The 20,316-nt window shown below is 58.0% G+C and carries 16 protein-coding genes; 8 read left to right on the forward strand and 8 right to left on the reverse strand.

The window, feature by feature from the left end:
• The first annotated feature begins 140 nt into the window (after positions 1-140).
• Positions 141-920, forward strand: coding sequence for a hypothetical protein (locus FAZ98_RS34490; RefSeq protein WP_158958789.1), 780 nt, complete (start codon positions 141-143; stop codon positions 918-920).
• A gap of 428 nt (positions 921-1,348) precedes the next feature.
• Positions 1,349-1,753, forward strand: coding sequence for a hypothetical protein (locus tag FAZ98_RS35515; protein ID WP_199272511.1), 405 nt, complete (start codon positions 1,349-1,351; stop codon positions 1,751-1,753).
• Between the two features lie 86 nt (positions 1,754-1,839).
• On the opposite strand, the gene FAZ98_RS34500 is transcribed toward FAZ98_RS35515, so the two are convergent.
• The 3 genes from FAZ98_RS34500 to nikR all read right to left on the reverse strand — a co-directional run bounded on the left by FAZ98_RS34500 (position 1,840) and on the right by nikR (position 4,362).
• Complete coding sequence (locus FAZ98_RS34500; protein WP_158958791.1) at positions 1,840-3,396, reverse strand: UvrD-helicase domain-containing protein; 1,557 nt, start codon at positions 3,394-3,396, stop codon at positions 1,840-1,842.
• Complete coding sequence (locus FAZ98_RS34505) at positions 3,393-3,635, reverse strand: hypothetical protein (protein WP_158958793.1); 243 nt, start codon at positions 3,633-3,635, stop codon at positions 3,393-3,395. Before FAZ98_RS34505 ends, FAZ98_RS34500 begins: the two co-directional genes overlap by 4 nt.
• 268 nt (positions 3,636-3,903) lie before the next feature.
• Positions 3,904-4,362, reverse strand: coding sequence for a nickel-responsive transcriptional regulator NikR (nikR, locus tag FAZ98_RS34510; protein WP_158958795.1), 459 nt, complete (start codon positions 4,360-4,362; stop codon positions 3,904-3,906).
• A gap of 127 nt (positions 4,363-4,489) precedes the next feature.
• On the opposite strand from nikR, the gene FAZ98_RS34515 reads away from it, so the two are divergent.
• Positions 4,490-5,554, forward strand: a complete 1,065-nt coding sequence (locus tag FAZ98_RS34515; protein ID WP_158959062.1) for a HoxN/HupN/NixA family nickel/cobalt transporter — start codon at positions 4,490-4,492, stop codon at positions 5,552-5,554.
• A 201-nt stretch (positions 5,555-5,755) separates the two neighbouring features.
• On the forward strand, positions 5,756-7,819 hold the full coding sequence (locus FAZ98_RS34520) for a TonB-dependent receptor (protein ID WP_158959064.1): 2,064 nt from the start codon (positions 5,756-5,758) through the stop codon (positions 7,817-7,819).
• 15 nt (positions 7,820-7,834) lie between these two features.
• Here FAZ98_RS34520 and FAZ98_RS34525 read toward each other — a convergent pair whose 3' ends face one another.
• The 3 genes from FAZ98_RS34525 to FAZ98_RS34535 form a co-directional block, all read right to left on the reverse strand.
• Complete coding sequence (locus tag FAZ98_RS34525; RefSeq protein ID WP_158958797.1) at positions 7,835-8,635, reverse strand: phosphodiesterase; 801 nt, start codon at positions 8,633-8,635, stop codon at positions 7,835-7,837.
• A 504-nt stretch (positions 8,636-9,139) separates the two neighbouring features.
• Positions 9,140-10,291 (reverse strand): PDDEXK nuclease domain-containing protein, encoded by a 1,152-nt coding sequence (locus FAZ98_RS34530; RefSeq protein WP_158959066.1) that lies wholly within the window; start codon positions 10,289-10,291, stop codon positions 9,140-9,142.
• 490 nt (positions 10,292-10,781) lie between these two features.
• The gene (locus FAZ98_RS34535; protein ID WP_407672179.1) at positions 10,782-11,285 is read right to left on the reverse strand and encodes a hypothetical protein; all 504 of its coding nucleotides are present in this window, start codon (positions 11,283-11,285) and stop codon (positions 10,782-10,784) included.
• A gap of 298 nt (positions 11,286-11,583) precedes the next feature.
• Here FAZ98_RS34535 and FAZ98_RS34540 point away from each other — a divergent pair, with 298 nt between their 5' ends.
• The 4 genes from FAZ98_RS34540 (at position 11,584) to FAZ98_RS34555 (ending at position 16,778) form a co-directional block, all read left to right on the forward strand.
• The gene (locus FAZ98_RS34540; RefSeq protein WP_158958799.1) at positions 11,584-12,057 is read left to right on the forward strand and encodes a hypothetical protein; all 474 of its coding nucleotides are present in this window, start codon (positions 11,584-11,586) and stop codon (positions 12,055-12,057) included.
• Positions 12,058-12,131: 74 nt separating this feature from the next.
• A complete protein-coding gene (locus tag FAZ98_RS34545; RefSeq protein WP_158958801.1) occupies positions 12,132-13,979 on the forward strand; it encodes a phage integrase family protein in 1,848 nt (615 codons plus the stop codon).
• Positions 13,980-15,093: 1,114 nt separating this feature from the next.
• Positions 15,094-15,747 carry an AAA family ATPase gene (locus tag FAZ98_RS34550; RefSeq protein ID WP_158958803.1) on the forward strand — a complete coding sequence of 218 codons (654 nt, stop codon included), beginning with the start codon at positions 15,094-15,096 and terminating at the stop codon, positions 15,745-15,747.
• A 2-nt stretch (positions 15,748-15,749) separates the two neighbouring features.
• The gene (locus FAZ98_RS34555; protein ID WP_158958805.1) at positions 15,750-16,778 is read left to right on the forward strand and encodes a ParB/RepB/Spo0J family partition protein; all 1,029 of its coding nucleotides are present in this window, start codon (positions 15,750-15,752) and stop codon (positions 16,776-16,778) included.
• A gap of 44 nt (positions 16,779-16,822) precedes the next feature.
• On the opposite strand, the gene FAZ98_RS34560 is transcribed toward FAZ98_RS34555, so the two are convergent.
• Together FAZ98_RS34560 and FAZ98_RS34565 are read right to left on the reverse strand one after the other, a co-directional pair.
• Positions 16,823-18,124 (reverse strand): replication initiation protein, encoded by a 1,302-nt coding sequence (locus FAZ98_RS34560; RefSeq protein ID WP_158958807.1) that lies wholly within the window; start codon positions 18,122-18,124, stop codon positions 16,823-16,825.
• Positions 18,125-19,516: 1,392 nt separating this feature from the next.
• Positions 19,517-20,164 carry a hypothetical protein gene (locus FAZ98_RS34565; RefSeq protein WP_158958809.1) on the reverse strand — a complete coding sequence of 216 codons (648 nt, stop codon included), beginning with the start codon at positions 20,162-20,164 and terminating at the stop codon, positions 19,517-19,519.
• Positions 20,165-20,316: the final 152 nt, after the last annotated feature.

Here is a 20,316-nt window from a genome sequence, read left to right on the forward strand (position 1 = left end):
TTCGTTTTCGTCGATCTCGTCGATCGGGCCTATCGATAGTAGGCTTACGAGCGCGGCATCGAATAGGCCAAGTAATCAATCGGCAACAATTACGGATTCAATATGGATGATCCGTTGCAATAGCATAGTGGGATACGATAGTGTCAAAAAAAGAAAACGTTGTTCAGGCGGCTATCACCGGTGCGCTAGAAGTCTACTGCCACGGAAACGGCATGCCCAGATTGGAGTTGTTTCCGCCTTACTCCGTCCAGCAAGGAAAAGGGCTACGAAAATTCTGTGCTGATCTTGTCGGACGGTTAAATGACACACAGATTATCCTCTTGGAAATTAAAGAGCTTGACTGCTCTTCTGGCGTTCTACCCGCGTTTGACTCCGATCAGCATGCCGACAATTTACGGTTCGAAAAGCTTGGCGTCCCGATCGCCTACGCTTACAACGCTCAGTGCCCGCTCCCATATCATTCAGAGTTCCGACCACCCGAATGGCCCGAACTCACACTGGCTGCAGTAAAGCGCACAGTTCCCAGTTTGTTGCCAAATGGCACTCCACGCGTAGTAGAGCATCAATCGTTGCTCAGTTGGCTACTTACAGCGAAAGGCAAAAAGGCTAGCGCGGAACTTGGCCGCGTACATGGAGCATTTAGGGCGGCAAGCGAGTTACGAAATGGTGCACTGGTACTGCTGCACGGTGTCGCCGAGAACGTGCTGACTTCACTCACCCCTGAACAGTTGGACAAGGTGATCAGTTGCCTTGATGACGGCTCGTGGTTGACGCCGAGACATCAAAGAAAGTTGAAGACGTTACTCGGGGCTTCAGAGTCGGTTTTTCAAGATTTCACAGTGGCGCCGAAGAAGGCAAAACCGAAAATCACTGATCCAGCGGAAAACAAGCCAGCACCGGTGAAAAAGAAATTCAATTAGGTTAGATGTACCGGCCCTGTTCGACGGTTGACGCACAGATGATGTGCGCGCAGAATCGCTGATCTCAACCGGTGAATTCCCACAGCAATCGACGCAAGACTGAAGTAGGATTCTCGTCGTACATGGCGTCCGGCTCAGCCGCCATGAGCGGCAGCAAGTGACGGTGTCCGCTTCTCATAGCGCGCAGTTAAGGACTGTATGAATATGCGGTTTTCGCGTAACAGTCGAGATCTCGCTTGCCGCAACCGGCTTTTCCAAACCCCAATCAATCGCGTCGGACGCGACACAGACTATGAAACAAATGGAGAGCAGAGAATGACTATGCGAGAACCAAAAGAACGCGACATTTGCAAATGGTTCTTACAATTAAAAAGGTCGATAAAATAATTTATGTTAAATTAAACCGCGTCGCTGAATGGAGTTGTCACATGATTAAATGCTCGCTGTTTTCAAAGACCCTTGGCCATCTGGATCGCGCCTTTAGCGAAAGTGACACACAGGTCATTGTTATCACCGATACGGCCAAGCTGAAAGCCGTGATGGAGGCGAACAGCCGTTACTACCTGAATGAAGCAAGGGTCGAAATGCACGCCCGGTATCTTGATAAGGGCATGTTTGAAATGCCGCTTGTGGCGCCGACTGTGGACTCACTGAAATGGGTCGAGGGCTTTCATCAGATCAACGCCGCTGTGAACGGCCAGCTCTCTATTCTGCCGGTCACTACCTCTGCTTCGCATGCGGAACGGGTAAAGGCGCTCGTGGGAGCAAGCGCGCCCGACTCCGCGTACGAAATCTTTGATTTTTCCGAGTGTCATGGTGTAAAAGTGGCTTAGGTCTCGCACTTGGGATTTTTAGGTTTACGACCTTTCTCCGCGTTGCCTGAATGCACTTGCGAAATATAAGGGAAACCTAAAATTCCTCAGTCTTCTCCAGACAGGAATGCAGCCTGCCCCTTGTGGTGGGCTTTTTCTTTTCCGCACTCCACCTGCGGCGCGACTGCCGAGCGCTTGAACGGTTGCTCAACTACCCGCTGCACCAGGTCATCCCGCATCTCCGAAATGTCCAGAACGTGCTGCGCGCGCGTGATCGCAACGTACAGCAATCGAAGTTCGTCGTCGTCCGGAACCGGACTTCCGTCTGCGCCGCGAAAGCGAAAATCGTTTGCTACCCTGACCCGCTTCCACTCCAGCCCCTTGGCTCGATGGACCGTCGAAATGACATAGTCGGCCTGCGCCTCGGGCGCGCCCTGTTGCGCAAGTGCACGCAGGTACCCGGTGCCGAGCTCGTCAACGATTTGTACGATCGGCGACAAGTCCTGTCCGAATGGCGTGCGCGCAAACGCCTGCGCGTCCGCCCAGTTCTCGAACAGGGAAAACGCGGCGGGTTTGAATGCGCGCTGCCCAGCCAGCAACAGGTCGGCACCGTCTGCAAAGGCGGTGACCTCTGCCGCGCTCATCCGGATCGCCGGCCGGTGGCCCGCTTCAAGTCCGGCCGCCAATTGCCAGATCGCCGTCACGTTCTTGCGACACAGCACCGCGTCGACCGGCGGTGCGAGCGAAGAATCCTCGACCAGCATTGTGCCGATGGCGTCCTGTCCCCGCAGCGGCACTGTCTCGCCCAGGCGGGCGAGCAGGCGGCTCGCCAGCGCTGCAACGGTCGCGCCAAACCGGAACGATTCCGTGAGCGCACATTCGGGGGCCGCGATCTGCGACATCGCATTGACGGCGCCCCGCCACTCATAGATCTGCTGGTACGGATCGCCCACGTAAATGACCTGTGCGTGGCGTTGCTGGGCAAGCACCGACAGCATGACGGCATCGCTGTCCTGTGCCTCGTCGAACAGGATGTAGTCGGCGTCGATGCGCGGCCCGGACATCGCCCACAGCTTGAGCACGACATCGGGCGACACGGCGCTGCGCGACTGTGGCGCCGCACTCTCCTCCCAAATCCGCCGGAGCGCAGGCAGCAACCACGCCCGCAGCTCGGCGGCGAAGACCTCATCGAGCTTTTCGTCAACCACCACATGGTGCACCTGCGGCTCGGCGTCGGCCGAACGGCAGAAGCGACCGAGCGCGTCGGCAATCAGGCGGCCCGTCTCGAACGGCAGGAGTTCGACGCGCCGCCCGGTCACCGTACGCGCCTCGACCGGTCCAATGCCGAAACGCGCGGCCAGCATATGGGGCGGCTCGGGTTCCAGATTACCGCGGTTTCTGAGCGACGCGCTGACGGCTGCCCACGCATGAGCATGCATCGTTCTCGATGCTACGTGCGGCGGAAACCGGCGCGCTGCGGCGTCCGCGATGGCACGGTTGAATGCGAGGTAGAGACCACGCCGCCCTTCGAGCCCCTGAGCGATCAGCCCGAGGGTCGAAGTCTTGCCGGCACCCGCATACGCCTTGATCTTGAGGTCGCCGCCGCGGCGGGCAGCGTCTAGCGCGATCACCTGCTCCGCCGTCGGCGCGAATGCTCCGGTCATGCGGATCCGATCACCATGCGCGGTCTCGCCAGCAGGGCGTCCCGCTCCGCGGCGCGCGTCGCGCCCTCGCCGTCGACGCCGTCACGCGCGTTCATCTGCGCCCACGCGACCTGCTGCTCCGTCGTCATGACAGAGAGGGCGTTACGGATGATCTGGTGAGCCGCTCGTAGTTCATAGATGAGCAAGCCCTTCTCGGCCTGCAGCGTGGCAATTTCGAGTTCCGTTGGGTCGATCGACATTGCGGTTCCTTCTGGGCAAAGACGAATGCGCAATTCTCGCACGGGGCCCGTAGACCGTAATAATGTAACACCGTCGCGACGATAATTGAGTCACCACGAACGTAGCAATCCACACGCCCCCAGCCGTATCGCGCCGACGAGCGGCCGCGGCAAACACCGCCACCGGTTGCGAACTTCCGGTCTCGACCCTGAGCAGCCGTCCGACTCCAGCGAACGAACGTCCGCTTTGCGCGTTATCGCAGCAAATCGCTAGTCCAACTGGTGGATATCAAACATGCAGATGATCGTGATGATCCGCCGCATCGCCATGCGAATGCAGTTCACGCTCCACCCTGGCCGGAATTGCATGCAAGTTTGCGTAACGGACACCTCGTTGACTGGTGATCCCGTCAGCGAACGCCATCACGTCTTCAGTGCGCCCGCGCAAGACTGAAGACTCAAGCAGACTGTCATGATCCAGGTGAACACGCATGCTCGCAACCGATAGGTCGTGGCGCTCGTGATGCGCCCGGGTGATCCGCCGCGCAAGCTCGCGTGTCGCATGGTCGTACACATAGGTCAGCGTCGCGACGCAGTGCGCGCCAACCTCCGCGGGCCGGTCGCGAACGCGGTGTTCCCGGACGAGATCGCGGATAGCTTCCGAGCGGTTGGTATATCCGCGTTCCGTCATCAGTTCGTCCAGCGTTTCCAGCAAATCGTCGTCAATGGTGATGGTGATGCGTTGCATGTTGCCTCCGGCTTCGATGCGACATGATAAGACACCGAAATGAGTATGATTATTTTTGAAAAAGGTATTATCTGGCTCCGTCAGCCAACAAAAAGCTCTCGCGCGGCGAGAGGGATTGGGATCGGAGATGAAAAAAATAATCGGTGCGTTGTTCGGCGACGAGCAGGGGCAGATGAAGCAGAAGATCGGCAGCCTGTACGCGTTACTTATCGCGTTCAACGTGGGCGCCTGGATATGGGCGTGGGCCGCCTTTCACGACTATCCGGTGTTGCTCGGCACAAGCCTGCTGGCCTGGTCGTTCGGTTTGCGGCATGCAGTTGACGCCGATCACATCGCCGCGATCGACAACGTGACGCGCAAGCTCATGCAGGACGGACGTCGGCCGATCACCGTCGGTCTCATGTTCTCGCTGGGGCATTCGACCATCGTGGTGCTCGCGTCCATCGGCATCGCGGCGACGGCACTGGCGATGAAAAGCCACATGGACGGCTTCAAGGAAATTGGCGGCCTGATCGGCACGCTGGTCTCGACGTTTTTTCTCTTCGCCATCGCCGTGATGAACCTGTTCATCCTGAAGGCGGTGATCGCGGTATTCCGTCGCGTCAAGCGCGGCGAGCCTTATGCCGATGAAGACCTCGACGTGCTGCTTGCGGGCCGCGGTCTGCTTTCGCGCCTGTTGCGGCCGCTTTTCTCGCTTATCACCCGTAGCTGGCACATGTATTTCCTCGGCTTCCTGTTTGGGCTCGGCTTCGACACCGCTACGGAAGTCGGCTTGCTCGGCATTTCGGCGGCGGGCGCCGCGCAGGGCATGCCGATCTGGTCGATTCTTGTGTTTCCGGCGCTATTCACCGCTGGCATGACGCTGATCGACACCACCGACAGCATCCTCATGCTGGGCGCCTATGGGTGGGCGTTCGTCAAGCCGGTGCGCAAGCTCTACTACAACATCACCATTACGACGATCTCGGTGCTTATCGCGCTGGCTATCGGCAGCGTCGAGGGGCTCGGCCTGCTCGCGGACAAGCTCCATCTGGAAGGGGCGTTCTGGGACGGCATCGGGGAACTGAACGACAACTTCGGTGTGGTCGGTTTTGCAGTGATCGGCATCTTCATCGGAAGCTGGATTGTCTCGGCGCTGATCTACCGCTTCAAGCGCTACGACGATCTCGAAGTCAGAACCACCACGATCTGACCCGTTCCGCTGCGGCGGACACCCTTAAAAGCGTACCGGAAGTTTCTCCGCCTCACTGGCGGAGGGCTTCGTCACGCCTCGATAAAAACACCAACGACCAAGAGAATCGTCATGCCGTGCAACTCCTTGCCTTGCGCGCCGCTGTCCGGCAGGCGCGCCATCGTGCTCGCCTGCGCCACCGTGTTCTGCACATTTGACCTTATGCCACGGGCGCGCGCAGGCGGTATTCAGGAGCCGCCTCCCGACGCTGGCCAGACCCTGCCGGCGGTCACAGTCACAGGATCGGGCTCTGCCGCCGCAGCAGAGGCGGTAGGCGACTCGGCGAGCGAGGGCTACATTCCTCGCGCACAAATCCAGGCGCGCCCGTTGTTGCGGCCGGGCGAACTTCTCGAAGCGGTGCCGGGCCTCATCGTTACGCAGCACAGCGGCGATGGTAAAGCGAACCAGTACTTTCTTCGTGGCTTCAATCTCGATCACGGTACCGATCTCGCAACGACCTTCAACGGCATGCCTGCGAACATGCGCTCCAACGCACACGGACAGGGCTATACCGATCTGAACTTCGTCATGCCTGAACTCGTGGACAGCATTGCGTATCGTAAAGGTCCGTATTTCGCGAGCGAAGGCGACTTTGCTACGGCCGGTGCCGTCGATATCGAATACGTGGATAGCCTCCCGCAGGGAATCGCCAGCGTCGAGCTAGGCAGCCACGCTTATCGGCGCGGCGTACTCGCCGATTCGTTCCAGCTTGGGCCGGGCACGCTGCTTTATGGTTTTGAATGGCAAACCGAGAACGGGCCGTGGGATACGCCTGAGAACATGCACAAGCTGAACGGTGTCGTCCGATACACGGTGCCGCTCGGCGCGGGCGAGAAACTCGGCGTGACGGCGATGGCATACCGCAATGCCTGGAACAGCACGGATCAGGTGCCGGAGCGCGCGATCGACAGCGGGCTGATCGACCGCTATGGCGCGCTGGACCCGACCGATGGCGGTTACTCTTCGCGCTACAGCCTCTCGGTCGACTGGTACAAACCGCTCGCGGACGGCGCGCTGAAGGCGAACGTCTACGTCATCAAGAGCCGTCTGCAACTGTTTTCCGACTTCACGTTCTTCTTGACCGACCCGGTTCACGGCGACCAGTTCGAGCAGTATGAAAACCGTGTAACAACCGGTGCCAATGTAGAACGGAAATGGTTTTCCTCGCTGCTCGGCCGCGACAGCGAGACCGCCGTGGGCTTCCAGTCGCGCTACGATCGACTCGATCCCATTACGCTGGCAAACACGGAGGCCCGAACCGTCGTCGACGACGTGAGTATCGACACGGCCAATGAAACAAGCGCCGCGCTGTATGTGCAGAATTCCACCCAATGGCTGCCCTGGCTGCGCACGATCGCCGGACTGCGCGCCGACCAGTTCTGGTACAACGTGACGAGCGAACTGACGCCAGCGAATTCGGGATCGGGCAGCCAGCATATATTGAGTCCGAAATTCAGCATCGTCCTGTCGCCGACGTCCGCAACCGATATCTTCCTGAATTACGGACGCGGTTATCACAGCAACGACGTGCGTGGAGCGACGGCGACGATCGATCCGGTCACGGGCGCGCCGCTGTCCAGGGTCAATGTTCTCGTGCCCGGCACCGGTTACGAACTCGGCATCAAGTCGGCGACGCTGATCCCCGGCCTGCAGCTTTCAGCGTCGCTCTGGCAACTGGATCTTGCGTCCGAGCTGGTCTACGACGGCGACACCGGGACGACCGAGCCGAGCCGGCCAAGCCGCCGCCGAGGCATCGAACTGGCGGCGTATTACAAGCCGAACCCTTACATTACCTTCGATATCGACGGCGCCTGGTCGCATGCGCGCTTTCGCGACTATGACCCCGTGGGTGATTACATACCGGAAGCTATCGAAACGACGGCATCGGCGGGGTTGTCGGTCGAGCATGAAAAGTGGTCGTTCGGCGCGCGGCTGCGCTATTTTGGACCGCGCCCGCTGATCGAAGATAACTCGCAACGTTCGGCGTCGTCGTTTCTCGTGAATCTGAAACTGGGATATCGCGTCGCAAAGAACACGCATGTCTTCGCGGAAGTGCTCAACGTGCTCAACAGCAGGGCCAACGACATTGACTACTACTACGCGACCTTGCTGAAAGGCGAAGTGTCGCCTGTGGACGCGAATGGTCAGCCTGAAGGGATCAACGATCATGTGATTCATCCGGCTGAACCACGAGAACTGCGGGTCGGGCTCATCTACAACTTTTAAGGTGGTTGTGCCGACTTAGGCGAAGGGCAGCGGCCCTTCGAAGCGACCTACGTAGCAGAGGTGAGAAACCGCCGGCTGACCTCGCCCCGTCCAGCGATGCAGCATGTAGGCGGGCGGTTCGAGAAAAGAGGCGGGTTGCGCATCCGCTTCGACTCGCAGCGCGATCTGTGTGGTCGTGCTCGGGCAAGTGAGTACCGGAACGTTCCCCAGGCGTGTCTGCATAGACCGATGAACATGCCCGGCGAGAATCCGGTCTACATTTTTATGGCGCGCGAGAACCATTGCCAATGCATCCGCATTGCGCAACCCGTAGATGTCCAGATAAGGGATGCCCGTCATGAACGGCGGATGGTGCATGAAGATGACCACGGTCTGATCGCGATGCACTGTAAGCTCATCGTCGAGCCACGCAAGGGATGCCGCGTCCAGTTCACCGTGATGCAGTCCCGGCACGGAGGTGTCCAATGCCACTAGACGGAGCTGGCCCACGTCTCGCGCAAACGAGAGCGATCCTTCGCCCGGAAGCCAGGGGTGGTCCGGGAACGCGGCCCGTAGATTCCCGCGATTGTCGTGATTACCCGGCATGACCACGAATGGTTGTCGCAACCTGGCAAGTAATTCACGAAGTTTCTGATATTCGTCTACCGTCCCCTCGTCCGTGAGATCGCCGGAGATGACGACAAGATCCGGCTCCGGCCGATTGCTATTCAGCGAATCGACGGCCGCTGAGAACATCGCATTTGAATCCACGGCGTCTTGATAGAGGACGCCGTGAGGCCGGACATGGATATCCGAAAGTTGCGCGATGACTGTCAATCAGCTCTCCGTTGATGTTAACTGCTCCGTGCATGGATGAAAACGATTCTAGGGTAGACAAAATTCGTCCATCGGCAGACTTCTTCGATAGGGCAGCCTCATGCGGTCTGTTCGGGATTGCTCGGCCTGTGGCCGATTTGGCCTGACGAACGGACGCTGGTCGGTCAGGCACGAGGGACCGCTTTTGGCCGGCTAGCGCCTGACGCATCGTCCGAGAGCGGGCACCCCCGGCGGCATGCGTGCGGCCACCTTGCCGCCGATCCGCAACCCTGTCGCTAACGCACATGCGAGATAGCTGCGTTTTTCGCCAAAACTGCATTCACACCGACCAAGCCGCTGAGATTCCGAGGCGGCCCAGCTCCGATGCTAAGTGTCTAATGCGACAGAGGCGAAGACACGGTTTTTATCGCGCTCCGAGAGGAATAAACTCTGTCACTTCGGTGTCGAGACGCCCCTCTACGTCGGGGACGCCCAAGTGACAAAGTTATTGCGGACTACGGTGCATCAATCGTCGGGTTCCGATTTCTCTTGCGAGGATCCATGCTGCGCTTCCCATTCCCGGCGGGTCCTCGATAATTCCTCGGCGAGCAGCTGTTCGTCTGGAAGCACCGTGTGGTATTCGGCCGCAAGTATCTTGTTCGGAAGTCCATCGAGCGCGTAGCGTGCAATGGCGGCGTTGTTCCGCGCGCACAGGACCAAGCCTACCGGCGGATTCTCATCCGGCAGCGTCCAGTGCTCTTTCGCATAGTTGCAATACATGTGCATCTGGCCCACATCGGCGTGGTTCAGCTCGGTCAGCTTGAGATCGATGATCACCAGGCAACGTAACCGTCGGTGGAAAAACAGCAGATCAACCCGAAACCAGCTGTCACCGATGCGCAGTCGCCGCTGCCGCCCGACAAAGGCAAAGTCGCCGCCCAGTTCCAGTAGAAAGTCCTCGAGCCGATGGATGAGCGCGTCCTCGAGATCGCTTTCGGAATACTCGTCTTTCAGGTCGAGGAACTCAAGCACGTAAGGATCCTTGATGGCTGCCTCGGGCGTGACCGTGTCCGCGGGGGTCGCAACGGACCCTTTCTCAAGCATGGCACGCTTGTTCTTCGACAGCAGCGTACGCGTGTAGAACTGGGTGTCCATCTGCCGGCTGAGCTGCCGCACGCTCCAGCCACCGCGCAAGGCCTCGGTTTCGTAAAACGCTCGCTCCTCAGGTGAGCGTGTCCGCCGCATCAGTCGAACGTAGTGCGTCCAAGACAGGGGGAAACGGGTGGCCAGCCCCGCAAGCGGAAAATGCCGAATCGGTGATTCGGTTTTTGTCCGCGAGACCCGGCTCCCTGATTCCCGAATCGCCGGTTCGGCAATCTCTGCAGACGGATAGGTTTGGTAGAACAGCCGCATCAGTTCCAGGTTGTCCTTCCCGAAGCCACGTCCAAACTGCCGGGTCAGATCGACCGACAGATGCTCAAGCAGCGCCTGACCGTATGCGGCCCGCTCCGCCCCGCCCTGCTCGGACTCGACAATCCGGCGACCGATCAGCCAGTACGTCGCGGTCATCAGGGCGTTGACGCTGCGCGCGGCGCTGCGTCGAGCTTCCTCCAGGAGCTCGATCACGTCACTGAGTGTCGCGCTGTAGTTGCCGTCAGGCGAAATCACATCCGTCATCATGCTCTCATTGGTTAGTACACCCGGAGCCGGGCGTTGCCGCGATCCGATCGTGAAATACGGTGCGCAGGATCACGGCTGGCGCTTGCCGCCGGCTCGCCCACCCGGAACGAACCGCAGCAGAACGAATCGCCCCCGCGCGAGCCGACATTTCCTCACCGTGCGGAAACTTCCTAACCGGGCATCAATTGTCCAGTTCGAATGCCGCTACCACCCCGCAGCGCCGCATCTCAGAAAAGGCCGCCCTGCCGTGTGTCCCTCGCTGGTGGCAACGAGACCTTCGCCCGACGCGCGCCGCGACGGAGCAAGACCCGACGCATGTACGCCACCAGTTCGACGCTCACCTCTCCGCCCGTTAGCCCCTTCTGACCGGTCATCGCGGTCAACCGCAGTGTATGACGCTTCACGCCGCCAACTGCGGAGTTGTGCAGCCTGCGTAGCGAGACACGCAGCCCGGTTCGTCGGGCACGATGGAGCAACTGAGCGCGACTCATCCCGTTCCAGCACTCGCCGACGAACGATGCAATTGCTGGTGGCAGCGCCTCGGGAGCACAGCCAACTGGCAATGCAATCGCGACAAGTTCAAGGCGGTCACCCATCGCGCGCATCGCCTGTATGTATGCATAAGTGGCTGGCGCGAGCCGGCCACCGCGGGAGGAGTCTCGTCACTTCCCGCCCGGCCACCATGCCTGTGGTTGCGGCGCGTCGATCGCGTAGTCCTCGAGCCGCTTGCCCACGAGCCAGCGTGGGCGCCTGCCCTGCCCGACCACTTGTTGCCGGTGACCGGGTCAAAGTATTTCGCAGGCAACTGCGCAGGCCGGTCATAGCCGAGCGCGCGGCGCACTTCCTGTTCGGTGATGCCGAGCATCGCCACGTCCTCCCGGAATTTCGCCAATGTTGCCGCGACTTTGCCGGCGGGCGCATCGGCCAACAGATCGTTCACGCGGCCGAGTTCAGCCCGCAGCGGCTTCAGGTCGGGTTTCGGTTCAGACATGGACCCTTGGGTGTAAGGCCGGCGGGCGGCAACCGTCAGATTCTAGCGTCGGCGCGAGCCGCTAGAAAGATGCCCGTGCCACCACGCCGGCCGGACGGCCCGTGCCCTGAAACATTAACCGGCTCACCGTCGAGCCAAGCAACGTGCGTTCGGCACCAGCCGTCGTTTAATGGAGGTACGTTTCGGAGAACCTATTGTTGTTTGTGAACATCTTCAAGCATGATAATTGTTATTATCATGCTTGCGTTTGATCGCTAAAATATGGGTAATTCCCGTCGAACCTCACTCCGGAGGCCGTTTGCGAAACGATTCCACGCCGCCCGATACGTCTGCTGCCGCTCTGACCGAGCGCCTGCGAATCTTTATCTACAGCGCAGCCCTGCCCGTCAGCCGGCTCGCCCTCGACGTCGAGGGCGCTGAGCGGTTTTCAGCCTTCGGCGACGAAGGCTCTCCTCAGATGCAGCTCGTGCGCGCCATGCCACCGTTTACGCCAGCGGCCGCCGAAATCGTCAATGCGATGGTGGACGCATTCGGCGCCGATCTGTTCACGGACAGGCTTGAAGGTCGGTTGCAGGCGGTGATTCGCTTCGGTCCCGTTCGTTTCGCCCACGTCATCCTCGCTTTCGAGGCACGGTTTCCCTCTCGCCCGCTGTCGGCGCTGGCGACGCGTTTCCAACAGATCCTCGACCGCCACCCCGAAACCGGCTACGCCGATGCGCATCTGGCTCTCAGTCAGATCGGTCTGCCGGTGGGCGGCCCCAACGCCCGATGAGTGCGATTGCCTCAGCGCCGAAGGCGTATGCGTGTTTTAACCGAGGCTGAGCGTTAGTTGCGTGAGGAGCAGCGTTGTCCGAAACCCTTGACCGCCAACGCCTGTACACCGCGAAAGATTTCGCGGCACTGCGAGCCTTCGTCCAGCGCCTGCCGCCGGCCGTCATCGCGCGCACCTATTTCAACGAGGACTACGACCCGCACGCTGCCACACCAGGAGCGACCGAACGCTATCTGCGAGACATGCTGGCCACGCTCGTTGAGCTGGCGATTGATCATGGGTCCCCTGTACTCGCCGATCACCTGAAAGCCTCCATCCGCCGGCACGGGAGCGCGCGCCTTACCGCTGTCTCCCTGAAGATGGTCGAGGACGCAGCACGTCTCGCAGCGGCACGACCGGCTGCAGGACACGGCATCGGGATGTGGTTCCGACCGTTGGTCACCCGCTATCTCCACATGCGCGGCGTGTCGACGCTCGAAAACCTTGTCGCGTACTGCAACGCACGAGGCGGCAGCTGGTGGCGCTCCGTTCCCCGGATCGGCCCGGGCCGCGCGCGGGCGATCGTGGGATGGTTGCGCCGACACGAGCGAGATATCGGCCTTCACGTCGACGCAGACGTGGATCTTGACGATCCACTTGTCGCGCCCGACGCGGAGATCGTCGCCATCGGCGGCACGGCTGACGTGCTGGCTCCGCTCGAGCGCATGGCGCTACGCGAAGTGCTCGATGGCTCCGCCGGCATCAACCGATCAACTGCCTTCCCGTACATTGCCGCGCATAACGACCTGGCCGCCGTTCGTGCGTGGTTGCATCTCTATCGCGATCGACCGAAGACACTGCGCGCCTATACCAAAGAGGTTGAGCGATTCTTGCTGTGGGCTGTCACCGTCCGTGGGAAGGCGCTCAGCTCCCTGCTCGTCGATGATTGCGAAGCCTACAAGGATTTTCTGAAGCTGCCCTCCCCGTCATTCATCGGCGCGCGAGCACCGCGCTCGTCGCGCCGGTGGCGACCTTTCGCGAGTGACCAACTAAGTCCCGAGTCCCAGGTATACGCGGTTCGCGTTCTCCGCGCCGCCTTCGCGTGGCTCGTCGACATGCGTTACTTGGCGGGAAATCCTTGGAAAGGTGTCAGGGACCCGGAGACTATCCGGCGCGAGGGAGAGATTCAGATCGAGCGTGCGTTGAACGGCGAGCTGTGGTCCGATGTTCGCGCTCATGTTCGACGCAGGTGCGCCGCAGCGGAGAGCCAGCGCTGGCGTATCGTGCACGCATTGATGTTGCTGATGGGTGACTCTGGCCTGCGGCGTGAAGAAGCGGCGGCCGCACGACGCGAGCGCCTCCAGCCGTACGTCAGCGACAGTAATGTGGAAGTCTGGGCTTTGACGATCGTCGGCAAGCGCAACCGGGAGCGCACCGTTCCCGTCAGTGTCGAGACCGTCGACGCGCTGCGCGCGCACTGGCAGGACAGGGGTGACGACTTTGATGTCCCTGCCGCTGCCGGCCCCCTGCTGTCACCGCTGATTATTCCTCACACCGAGGCAGCGCGCCGCAAGCATGTCAGCGGCGAACGCATGCCCTACGAGAGCAACCATCTCTACCGATTGATCGAGTGGTTGCGCGCACGCCTACTTGCTGAACTCCAGAATCTTTCGCCCGCAACGCACGCTCAGCTTGAGCAAACGACGCCGCACGCCTTTCGCCACACCTTTGGCACGTTGGCGGCCGCTAACGACGTGCCACTCGACGTCGTTCAGCGCGTCCTCGGGCACCGGTCGATTCAGACGACATCCATCTATCTACAGGCGGAAAAGCGGCGCATGATGACCGAAGTCGGCGCTATGTTTGGCCGCCGCCTCGAGTCCGAAAACCAGCGGCCTGCCAACGGTGTCTCCGAGCCTATCGACGTAGCGTCGGACATCTAGCGGTCTCCTCACGGGCTCCAACTTACCCGGCGAGCCGCTTCTGCGCCAGCAGCAACCAATAATGGGTCACGGCGATGTAACGTCGCACCGCGAGCGCCCTTCCCTCGGTGCATGCTTATAGCGAAAGATCTCCAATGTCGAGCCGGTCGCGTCGCAGTTCGTCGAACAAAATCTGCCGAATGGACAGGCCCCACCAAGAGGGCGGCAATACGGAAATTATGTATTGGTCTGCGCGAGGCGATCGCTTGGGCCCAACATCAAGGTCGAGTGGTTGACTTTCAACAGATCAACGAGGCGTCGACGCACTGTCACGCCACTCGTCCGCGAAGGGGCTAACGGAAGCGGTGGACTCTGGCCTCGATATTCGCGACTCTCACGGATATGGGACACATGGAGCTACTACCTTCAATCGGTATGTAGACGGTAAAACCGATAAAACGAGCGCTGCCCACTGTCCGGACCCGCCGCGCACGATGATGGCGGCCCTTCCGAGGGCAGATCCCTCAGTTTCTGCGTGAAGCCTCCCTCAGCCGATCCCGGCACCTGCCAGTTTCTACGTAGAAACTGGCGCGCGCGACAATCAATTGCATATCTCAACTGGCCCGAACGGTTAATTGCATTTCCCTTCATGGACATGGCTGCTAACCGATCCGGGCGAAACGCGACATCGCGTTTCAAGGGCACTCCGAATAAAGTACCCGCAACTCATGTTGGGCAGATTTCACGCGAGGAATGGTCCACTGAAAGCGGCTCTCGACCCATAGTTTCTACGTAGAAACTATGGGCGTAGCGAGAACCGGGCCGATAGGGTCAAGCGCCGACCGTCATAGTTCATCCCAGTTTCTACGTAGAAACTACGGCTGGTAGTTTCCACGCGAAGAACGCTACAACAGACTCGAAGTCAAGCTCCGTGCAATTCGCCAAAGACATCGGACGATGATTTTACCGGTACAAAGCAAGATCACTCACATTATTTCGTTGATGACTATCGCTATCTAGGTGAATTTTTCTTGAGAAAACTAGATTATGAAACTATCATCATTCACATCCTACGCGCGTGCAGTTTCTACGTAGAAACTGCACCATCACGAGCACGGAAACGATCGGAGTACAAATGCCCGCAAAAATTATTACGGTCTTCAATCAAAAGGGTGGGTCCGGAAAGACGACCACCTCGTGCAACCTAGCCGGCGTCTTGGGGTCACGCGGATTCAAAACTCTGCTCGTAGATCTGGATGAACAGGGGACGGCCACATTATCCGTAGGTGCCGCAGCTGACGATCGACCGTTTCCGGCAGCTCTGTCGAATCTTTCTCGCTCTCCGCGCCCAGATCGCGAAATCGCAAAATTCGTCGATGACTACGAATTCATCGTCATCGACTGTCCGCCTGCCATCAGGTCGAGCGCGCCCTCCGTCGCACTGCTAATCTCCGATCTCGGTTTGATTCCCGTAGGTGCGTCTGGCGGAAATCTCTGGGCCGTCCAAGAGGCCAAGAGGCTCGGCCTCACTGCACAAGTGACAAATGGGGATCTAAAGCTGCGTTCCCTCGCTAATATGGATCAAAAAGTCTCCATTGTTCAGCAAATTTTTAAAGCGGCTGAACAGGATGAGGAAATCCCAATGCTTAAGACCCGATTGGGCTTCCGCACCGCTTACAAGGAAGCTGAAGTGTCAGGAACTACGGTCTTGCAAATCCGCGGCGCAAAGGCAGCACAGAAAGAAATCAATGCTTTCGTGGACGAAGTGCTTGCCGTAATCGGAGAGTGACAATGGCGAAGAAAGATTTTTCCGCAGCGTTGAACGCGGGCGTGAAACGCGACCAAGAGTTGCGAGATAAATCCGTCGTGGGGCGTTTCGACCGTGTAGAGGCTGCGCTCGACGGCCGCGAAACGCTGCTCGATGCGGCAGATCCGGTACACACGCTTAAAACGGATTCGGCCAGTTTCTACGTAGAAACTCTCGAAAAAGAGGGGAGGGTCAGAACTGCGTACGTCTCGTGGCCAATTGATAAGATTGATGACAATCCTCTGAATAGCCGAACGATTTATCAGGAAGAAAAAATCGCTGCCCGCGCAGCATCAATGAGCAAAGACGGGCAGCTCGTGCCCGCGTTAGCGGCACGTCACCCGAGCATCCCTGAGCGAGTGATTCTGATTGACGGCCACTATCGAAAGCAAGGCGCATTGCGAAATCGCTGGACCGAGCTAGAGTTGAAAGTGTTGGAAGGCCTTGAACCCATCGACTTTTATCGGTTGGCACGTGCGGCAAACAACGAGCGTGAACAAGAAACTGTCCTCGATGTCGCGCTGGGATACAAAAAATTGCTCGACGAAGGATATGCGAACTCGAATGACGAGCTCGCGGCGTTGGTGGGAGAAGGAAAAACGAAGGTCAGTAAAACCTTGGCCGTCTTGGACTTGCCACCCGTCTTGCATGAATTCATTTCCATTTACCCGGAGCAATTTGGCATCAACATTTCGTACGAGCTGGCCTTGTATTACAAAGCCACAGATGAAGCTCGAACGAGGGAGTTCGCGCAGCGCATTGTGGAGGAGGGACTGTCTTTCCTTAAGGTAAAAGCAGCCCGAGAGGGGCTAGCTCAGCAACGCGCACCACGGAAGACCTTCTCTCGTCAGTACAAGGTGTCGAATTCCGCAGGCGCTTCGATCGGGACGATTAAGGAATGGGGCAGCGGCAACATCCAAGTAAGTCTAGCGCTCGACAACCCGGAGCGTGCCGAGGCTTACATCGAGGCCCTCCGTCAGCTGCTGGAAGCCGATGGGCACAAAGCGAAGTAAACACTGTGCACCGTAATGGCGCTGCACAGACGCAACCTCAGCGGTCACCTTGCGCCGACTGCCGCATCTTTCAGAAGGAAGTTCAACAAATCGCGATCAGTCGGCTTGCCCCACACCTGTTCGGCCAGCCAATTGAAGAACGACGATTCAGCCGTCTTCTTAATCTTTTTTCCTGCCAAGATTTTCAGCTGGGTCGCTGCCTGATCGTTGTACTTGCTCACGTACTCATTCTGCTCTTCTACATTAAGCTCGTTGAAATAGCTCTGTGCTTCGGTCGCACGGTAAGCTTGATATTTTGCGAGTAGTTGGTCCTCTGCGCGGCCTTGCCTAGCCTCCATCGCGATGACCCCGCTCGTGGCCTGGGTGCGCTGCTCCTCGCTCTGCCAGCCGGCTTGAAGGGCTTTGCGGAAGTACGCACCTACATTCTCGATGGGTTGAGCGTTTTTCTTGATGACCCGTTGATCAGTGTATTTGATCGCTTTTTGAACAGCGGTCGCTCCATGCTCAGCCAACAGCTTTCGCGCCTCGGTCAGTGGAATGTCGAATCGCGTCATCGCGGTCAGGAGCTCAAGGTCATCTTCCTGGACCGTATCCGCCTTTCTCTTTTCCCTGATGATGAACTGAATATCCGCGACCGTCCGTCCGACCTTGAATTCAACGAGCTCAACCTCGTGGTCCGCGATGCGATTAATCTCCTCGATTGCGGGAAGAAGGACACGACTCTTGAACGTCTTGTATTGGGCGTAAGAGCCGCGCTTCCACTCCATGCCCAAAAGCAGATCTCGCAGTGTATCAACACTAAGTCTCGGAGTGCGTCCGACTCCTTCGTAACGGACAACGTTTTCCCACAAGGTCAAAGAGTGTCCCCGCTTGAATTCGCGAGCGATCCGCATGTCGATGCTCGCGTAAATTCTCGGGTTCATCAAAATCTCGCGGATATTCTCGGAAAACTGATATCGCAGCGTTGACCCGGCCAGCTTTGCTCCAGCAACCAACCCGCTAGCATTCCACACCGGCGTGCCCGAAAGATGATCCCAGTTCACAACAAGCCCTATCAACGAGTTGATCGTTGATTTGACGTAATCCCGGTTCTTTGTGTTTAGCCCAACATCCGAGATGAGCTCAGTGACAGCGTACTCGAACCATACGCGTTCACCTTCCTTGTTTTGCTCAATCGCATTTTTGATGAGAGCGTTGAACATTTTCGCTTGCTGAAGCGATATCGGACCTGCCTGCGGTGCGATGTGCACGGCGGGAACCGCTTTACGGAACGGCTCGGGCAGATCGGGAATTTGAAACAAGGCGATCTGCGTGGGTTCGAGCTTGGATTCGTTCTTTTTGGACACTATGCGTCAAAGAGATGGATCAGTTAAAGGTAACAATACACTGTACGATGTTCACCTTCAAGAGCTTCATCAGCAAGACGGGACAACAGCCTTGGTTAGAACCATAGACGTTCACCAATCGGCAAAACAACCAAATCTTCAAAATAAGTGCATTTAAATCATATACTTACAAGTTTGTAACCGCTCACTTCTGGGTCATCTTTACCCCATACATGTTCACCTTTCTACAGAAAGCTGCTCAAAAAGATGAGCTTTTGCCCCCTTGACAGAACCATAGACGTTCACCTAACGCCGCGAAGCTGCGTAATTACCGGAAAAGGCCGCGCTGCGAACCATAGGGGTTCACCTAAAGAGGCAAGCTGTGCTCCGGACATCCAGCATTAGGCAGATTTACTGAACCATACACGTTCACCTTTGAGTTCAATAAAAACAAAAAACCTTAAAAATCAGTGATATACGACGTTATGCTGCACGATTTCTCAGAACGCACGCAGGAGCAAGGGCGAACCAGCGGCATACACGTAGGACCGAAACGACGGTCTCTAAGCACTGGGGAATTGGCCGAAAACCATGTGCGTTCACCTTTTGCCCATGTGCATTCACCTGTCGAACCATCCGTGTGCCCCTTCCGTACCATGTGCATTCACCTTCCGACCCATGGATATGCCCCTCGGGAACCATAGGGTTGAACCATATCGGGCTGAAACCCCTACGGGATAAGGCTTTGCGGTGTGTAAACTATTAAAGGATGTAAACGTGTTAACTGAAACACGTAAACGTCGCTGGTGCTCTTCAACATTTATCAAACTAGCTGAACCATACGCGTTCATCTCATACGCGCCCGCGGGTTCAAATCTCAGACATCCCGTTACAGTCGAACGCCTCGAATCGACCCACGATCGGCCCACTTTCGTCTAGCGACTTGATGCCTTCGTTGCCCCGAACCATAGACGTTCTCCTGTCGAGAATCGACTGAAAGCAGGGACCATAGACGTTGACCTATTTAGCAATCGCCTCAAAACGTCAAACCGTTGGTGTTGGAATGGGATCGGCCACAAGAGAGCGGCCAGCGACGTGGCGATTGACGTCGTGCAGCTCGTTCTTGTCCATCGCACAACCCAAGCCACGTCGATCTTCCTGCGGGCGGAAGGGCAACGGATGATGAATGAGATCCGCTCGATGTTTGCTCGCAAACACCCGGCTACAGCTAAAGATGACGAGCCGGCACTTGACGGCTTCCAATGACCAAACGCGCCAAACACTGAAAGCCGGATCTCCGATCCCGATCCACTGGTGAGAATTTACGCGTCGCCCACTCAACTTAGGCTTTCGCTGAAGGTAAAAACTCCGGGATTTGACCGGACTGACTGGAAATTTATATCAATCTCCGGGCTAAACCCGGACTTTCGGGTGGTCCGCTAAAGTCGCATCGATTTCTCTCGCTAAATCTCCCTTAGCTACCACCGGCGACTCGACCGCTCCGCTCTCGAGAGTCGTTTCGAACCACAACAGCATGTTCGACAAGAACTCCTCCAGTTGGCCGAGGTGCGGAAGAAATCGTTCAAACTCAGCAATTTCAAGCCTGAAGGTTTTCTTATCTCTTGAAAGACGAATTTGGACGTTTGATATTTTCCGGTTCGGTCTGCGATTTGTTATGACCAGGTCGAGGATATCGCTTGCGGACATGCAACCCAACGAAGATGCTTGCCGAGCACGGCGCGAGATCTCTTGCTCGCCGTGTTGCCCTAAGGCCTCAAGCAAAAGGTCGCCCACCCGAAAGGTGATGGGTTCGGGGCCGCCCAAGGCGTCCACGACCGCACTGGGAATGCGGGTCAATGAAATCGCCCGCGACACCATCGAATTTGAGACTTCAAAGAAGTCTGACATGCTGCTTTGCGTCGGCCAAAACCGTCTCGCGAGCATCGCTCGATAGAAGCAGCCTATCTCGAAATGAGATGCGCCTCGGTTTCGCAAGTCCGCGTGTACGCTTTTAGCCGTTACGCGGTTTGGCACCCGCTTTGAGTCGTAGATGAAGGTCATTTTATGTTTTCGTCGAAGAAACCCTGTCTAAGCATACTGCGCTGGCATCGCAGTCAAGCGGCGGAGAATGCCTCCACCGCCCTACGCGCAGGCCCGACTGCTGTCGCGGCCGACGTTTCTGGCCCTGCATTCACGCTGATCGAGCAAGCCTA

Source organism: Paraburkholderia acidisoli (genome assembly GCF_009789675.1).
In the GTDB taxonomy this organism is placed as follows: domain Bacteria; phylum Pseudomonadota; class Gammaproteobacteria; order Burkholderiales; family Burkholderiaceae; genus Paraburkholderia; species Paraburkholderia acidisoli.

What these genes read in the sequence shown, in the direction of transcription:
- FAZ98_RS34515 (WP_158959062.1), top strand. Translation starts at nt 4,490, where the DNA reads ATGAAAAAAATAATCGGTGCGTTGTTCGGCGACGAGCAGGGGCAGATG.
- FAZ98_RS34500 (WP_158958791.1), bottom strand. Translation starts at nt 3,396, where the DNA reads ATGACCGGAGCATTCGCGCCGACGGCGGAGCAGGTGATCGCGCTAGAC.
- FAZ98_RS34555 (WP_158958805.1), top strand. Translation starts at nt 15,750, where the DNA reads ATGGCGAAGAAAGATTTTTCCGCAGCGTTGAACGCGGGCGTGAAACGC.
- FAZ98_RS34565 (WP_158958809.1), bottom strand. Translation starts at nt 20,164, where the DNA reads ATGACCTTCATCTACGACTCAAAGCGGGTGCCAAACCGCGTAACGGCT.
- FAZ98_RS34535 (WP_407672179.1), bottom strand. Translation starts at nt 11,285, where the DNA reads ATGTCTGAACCGAAACCCGACCTGAAGCCGCTGCGGGCTGAACTCGGC.
- FAZ98_RS34505 (WP_158958793.1), bottom strand. Translation starts at nt 3,635, where the DNA reads ATGTCGATCGACCCAACGGAACTCGAAATTGCCACGCTGCAGGCCGAG.
- nikR (WP_158958795.1), bottom strand. Translation starts at nt 4,362, where the DNA reads ATGCAACGCATCACCATCACCATTGACGACGATTTGCTGGAAACGCTG.
- FAZ98_RS34520 (WP_158959064.1), top strand. Translation starts at nt 5,756, where the DNA reads ATGCCACGGGCGCGCGCAGGCGGTATTCAGGAGCCGCCTCCCGACGCT.
- FAZ98_RS34550 (WP_158958803.1), top strand. Translation starts at nt 15,094, where the DNA reads ATGCCCGCAAAAATTATTACGGTCTTCAATCAAAAGGGTGGGTCCGGA.
- FAZ98_RS35515 (WP_199272511.1), top strand. Translation starts at nt 1,349, where the DNA reads ATGATTAAATGCTCGCTGTTTTCAAAGACCCTTGGCCATCTGGATCGC.
- FAZ98_RS34530 (WP_158959066.1), bottom strand. Translation starts at nt 10,291, where the DNA reads ATGACGGATGTGATTTCGCCTGACGGCAACTACAGCGCGACACTCAGT.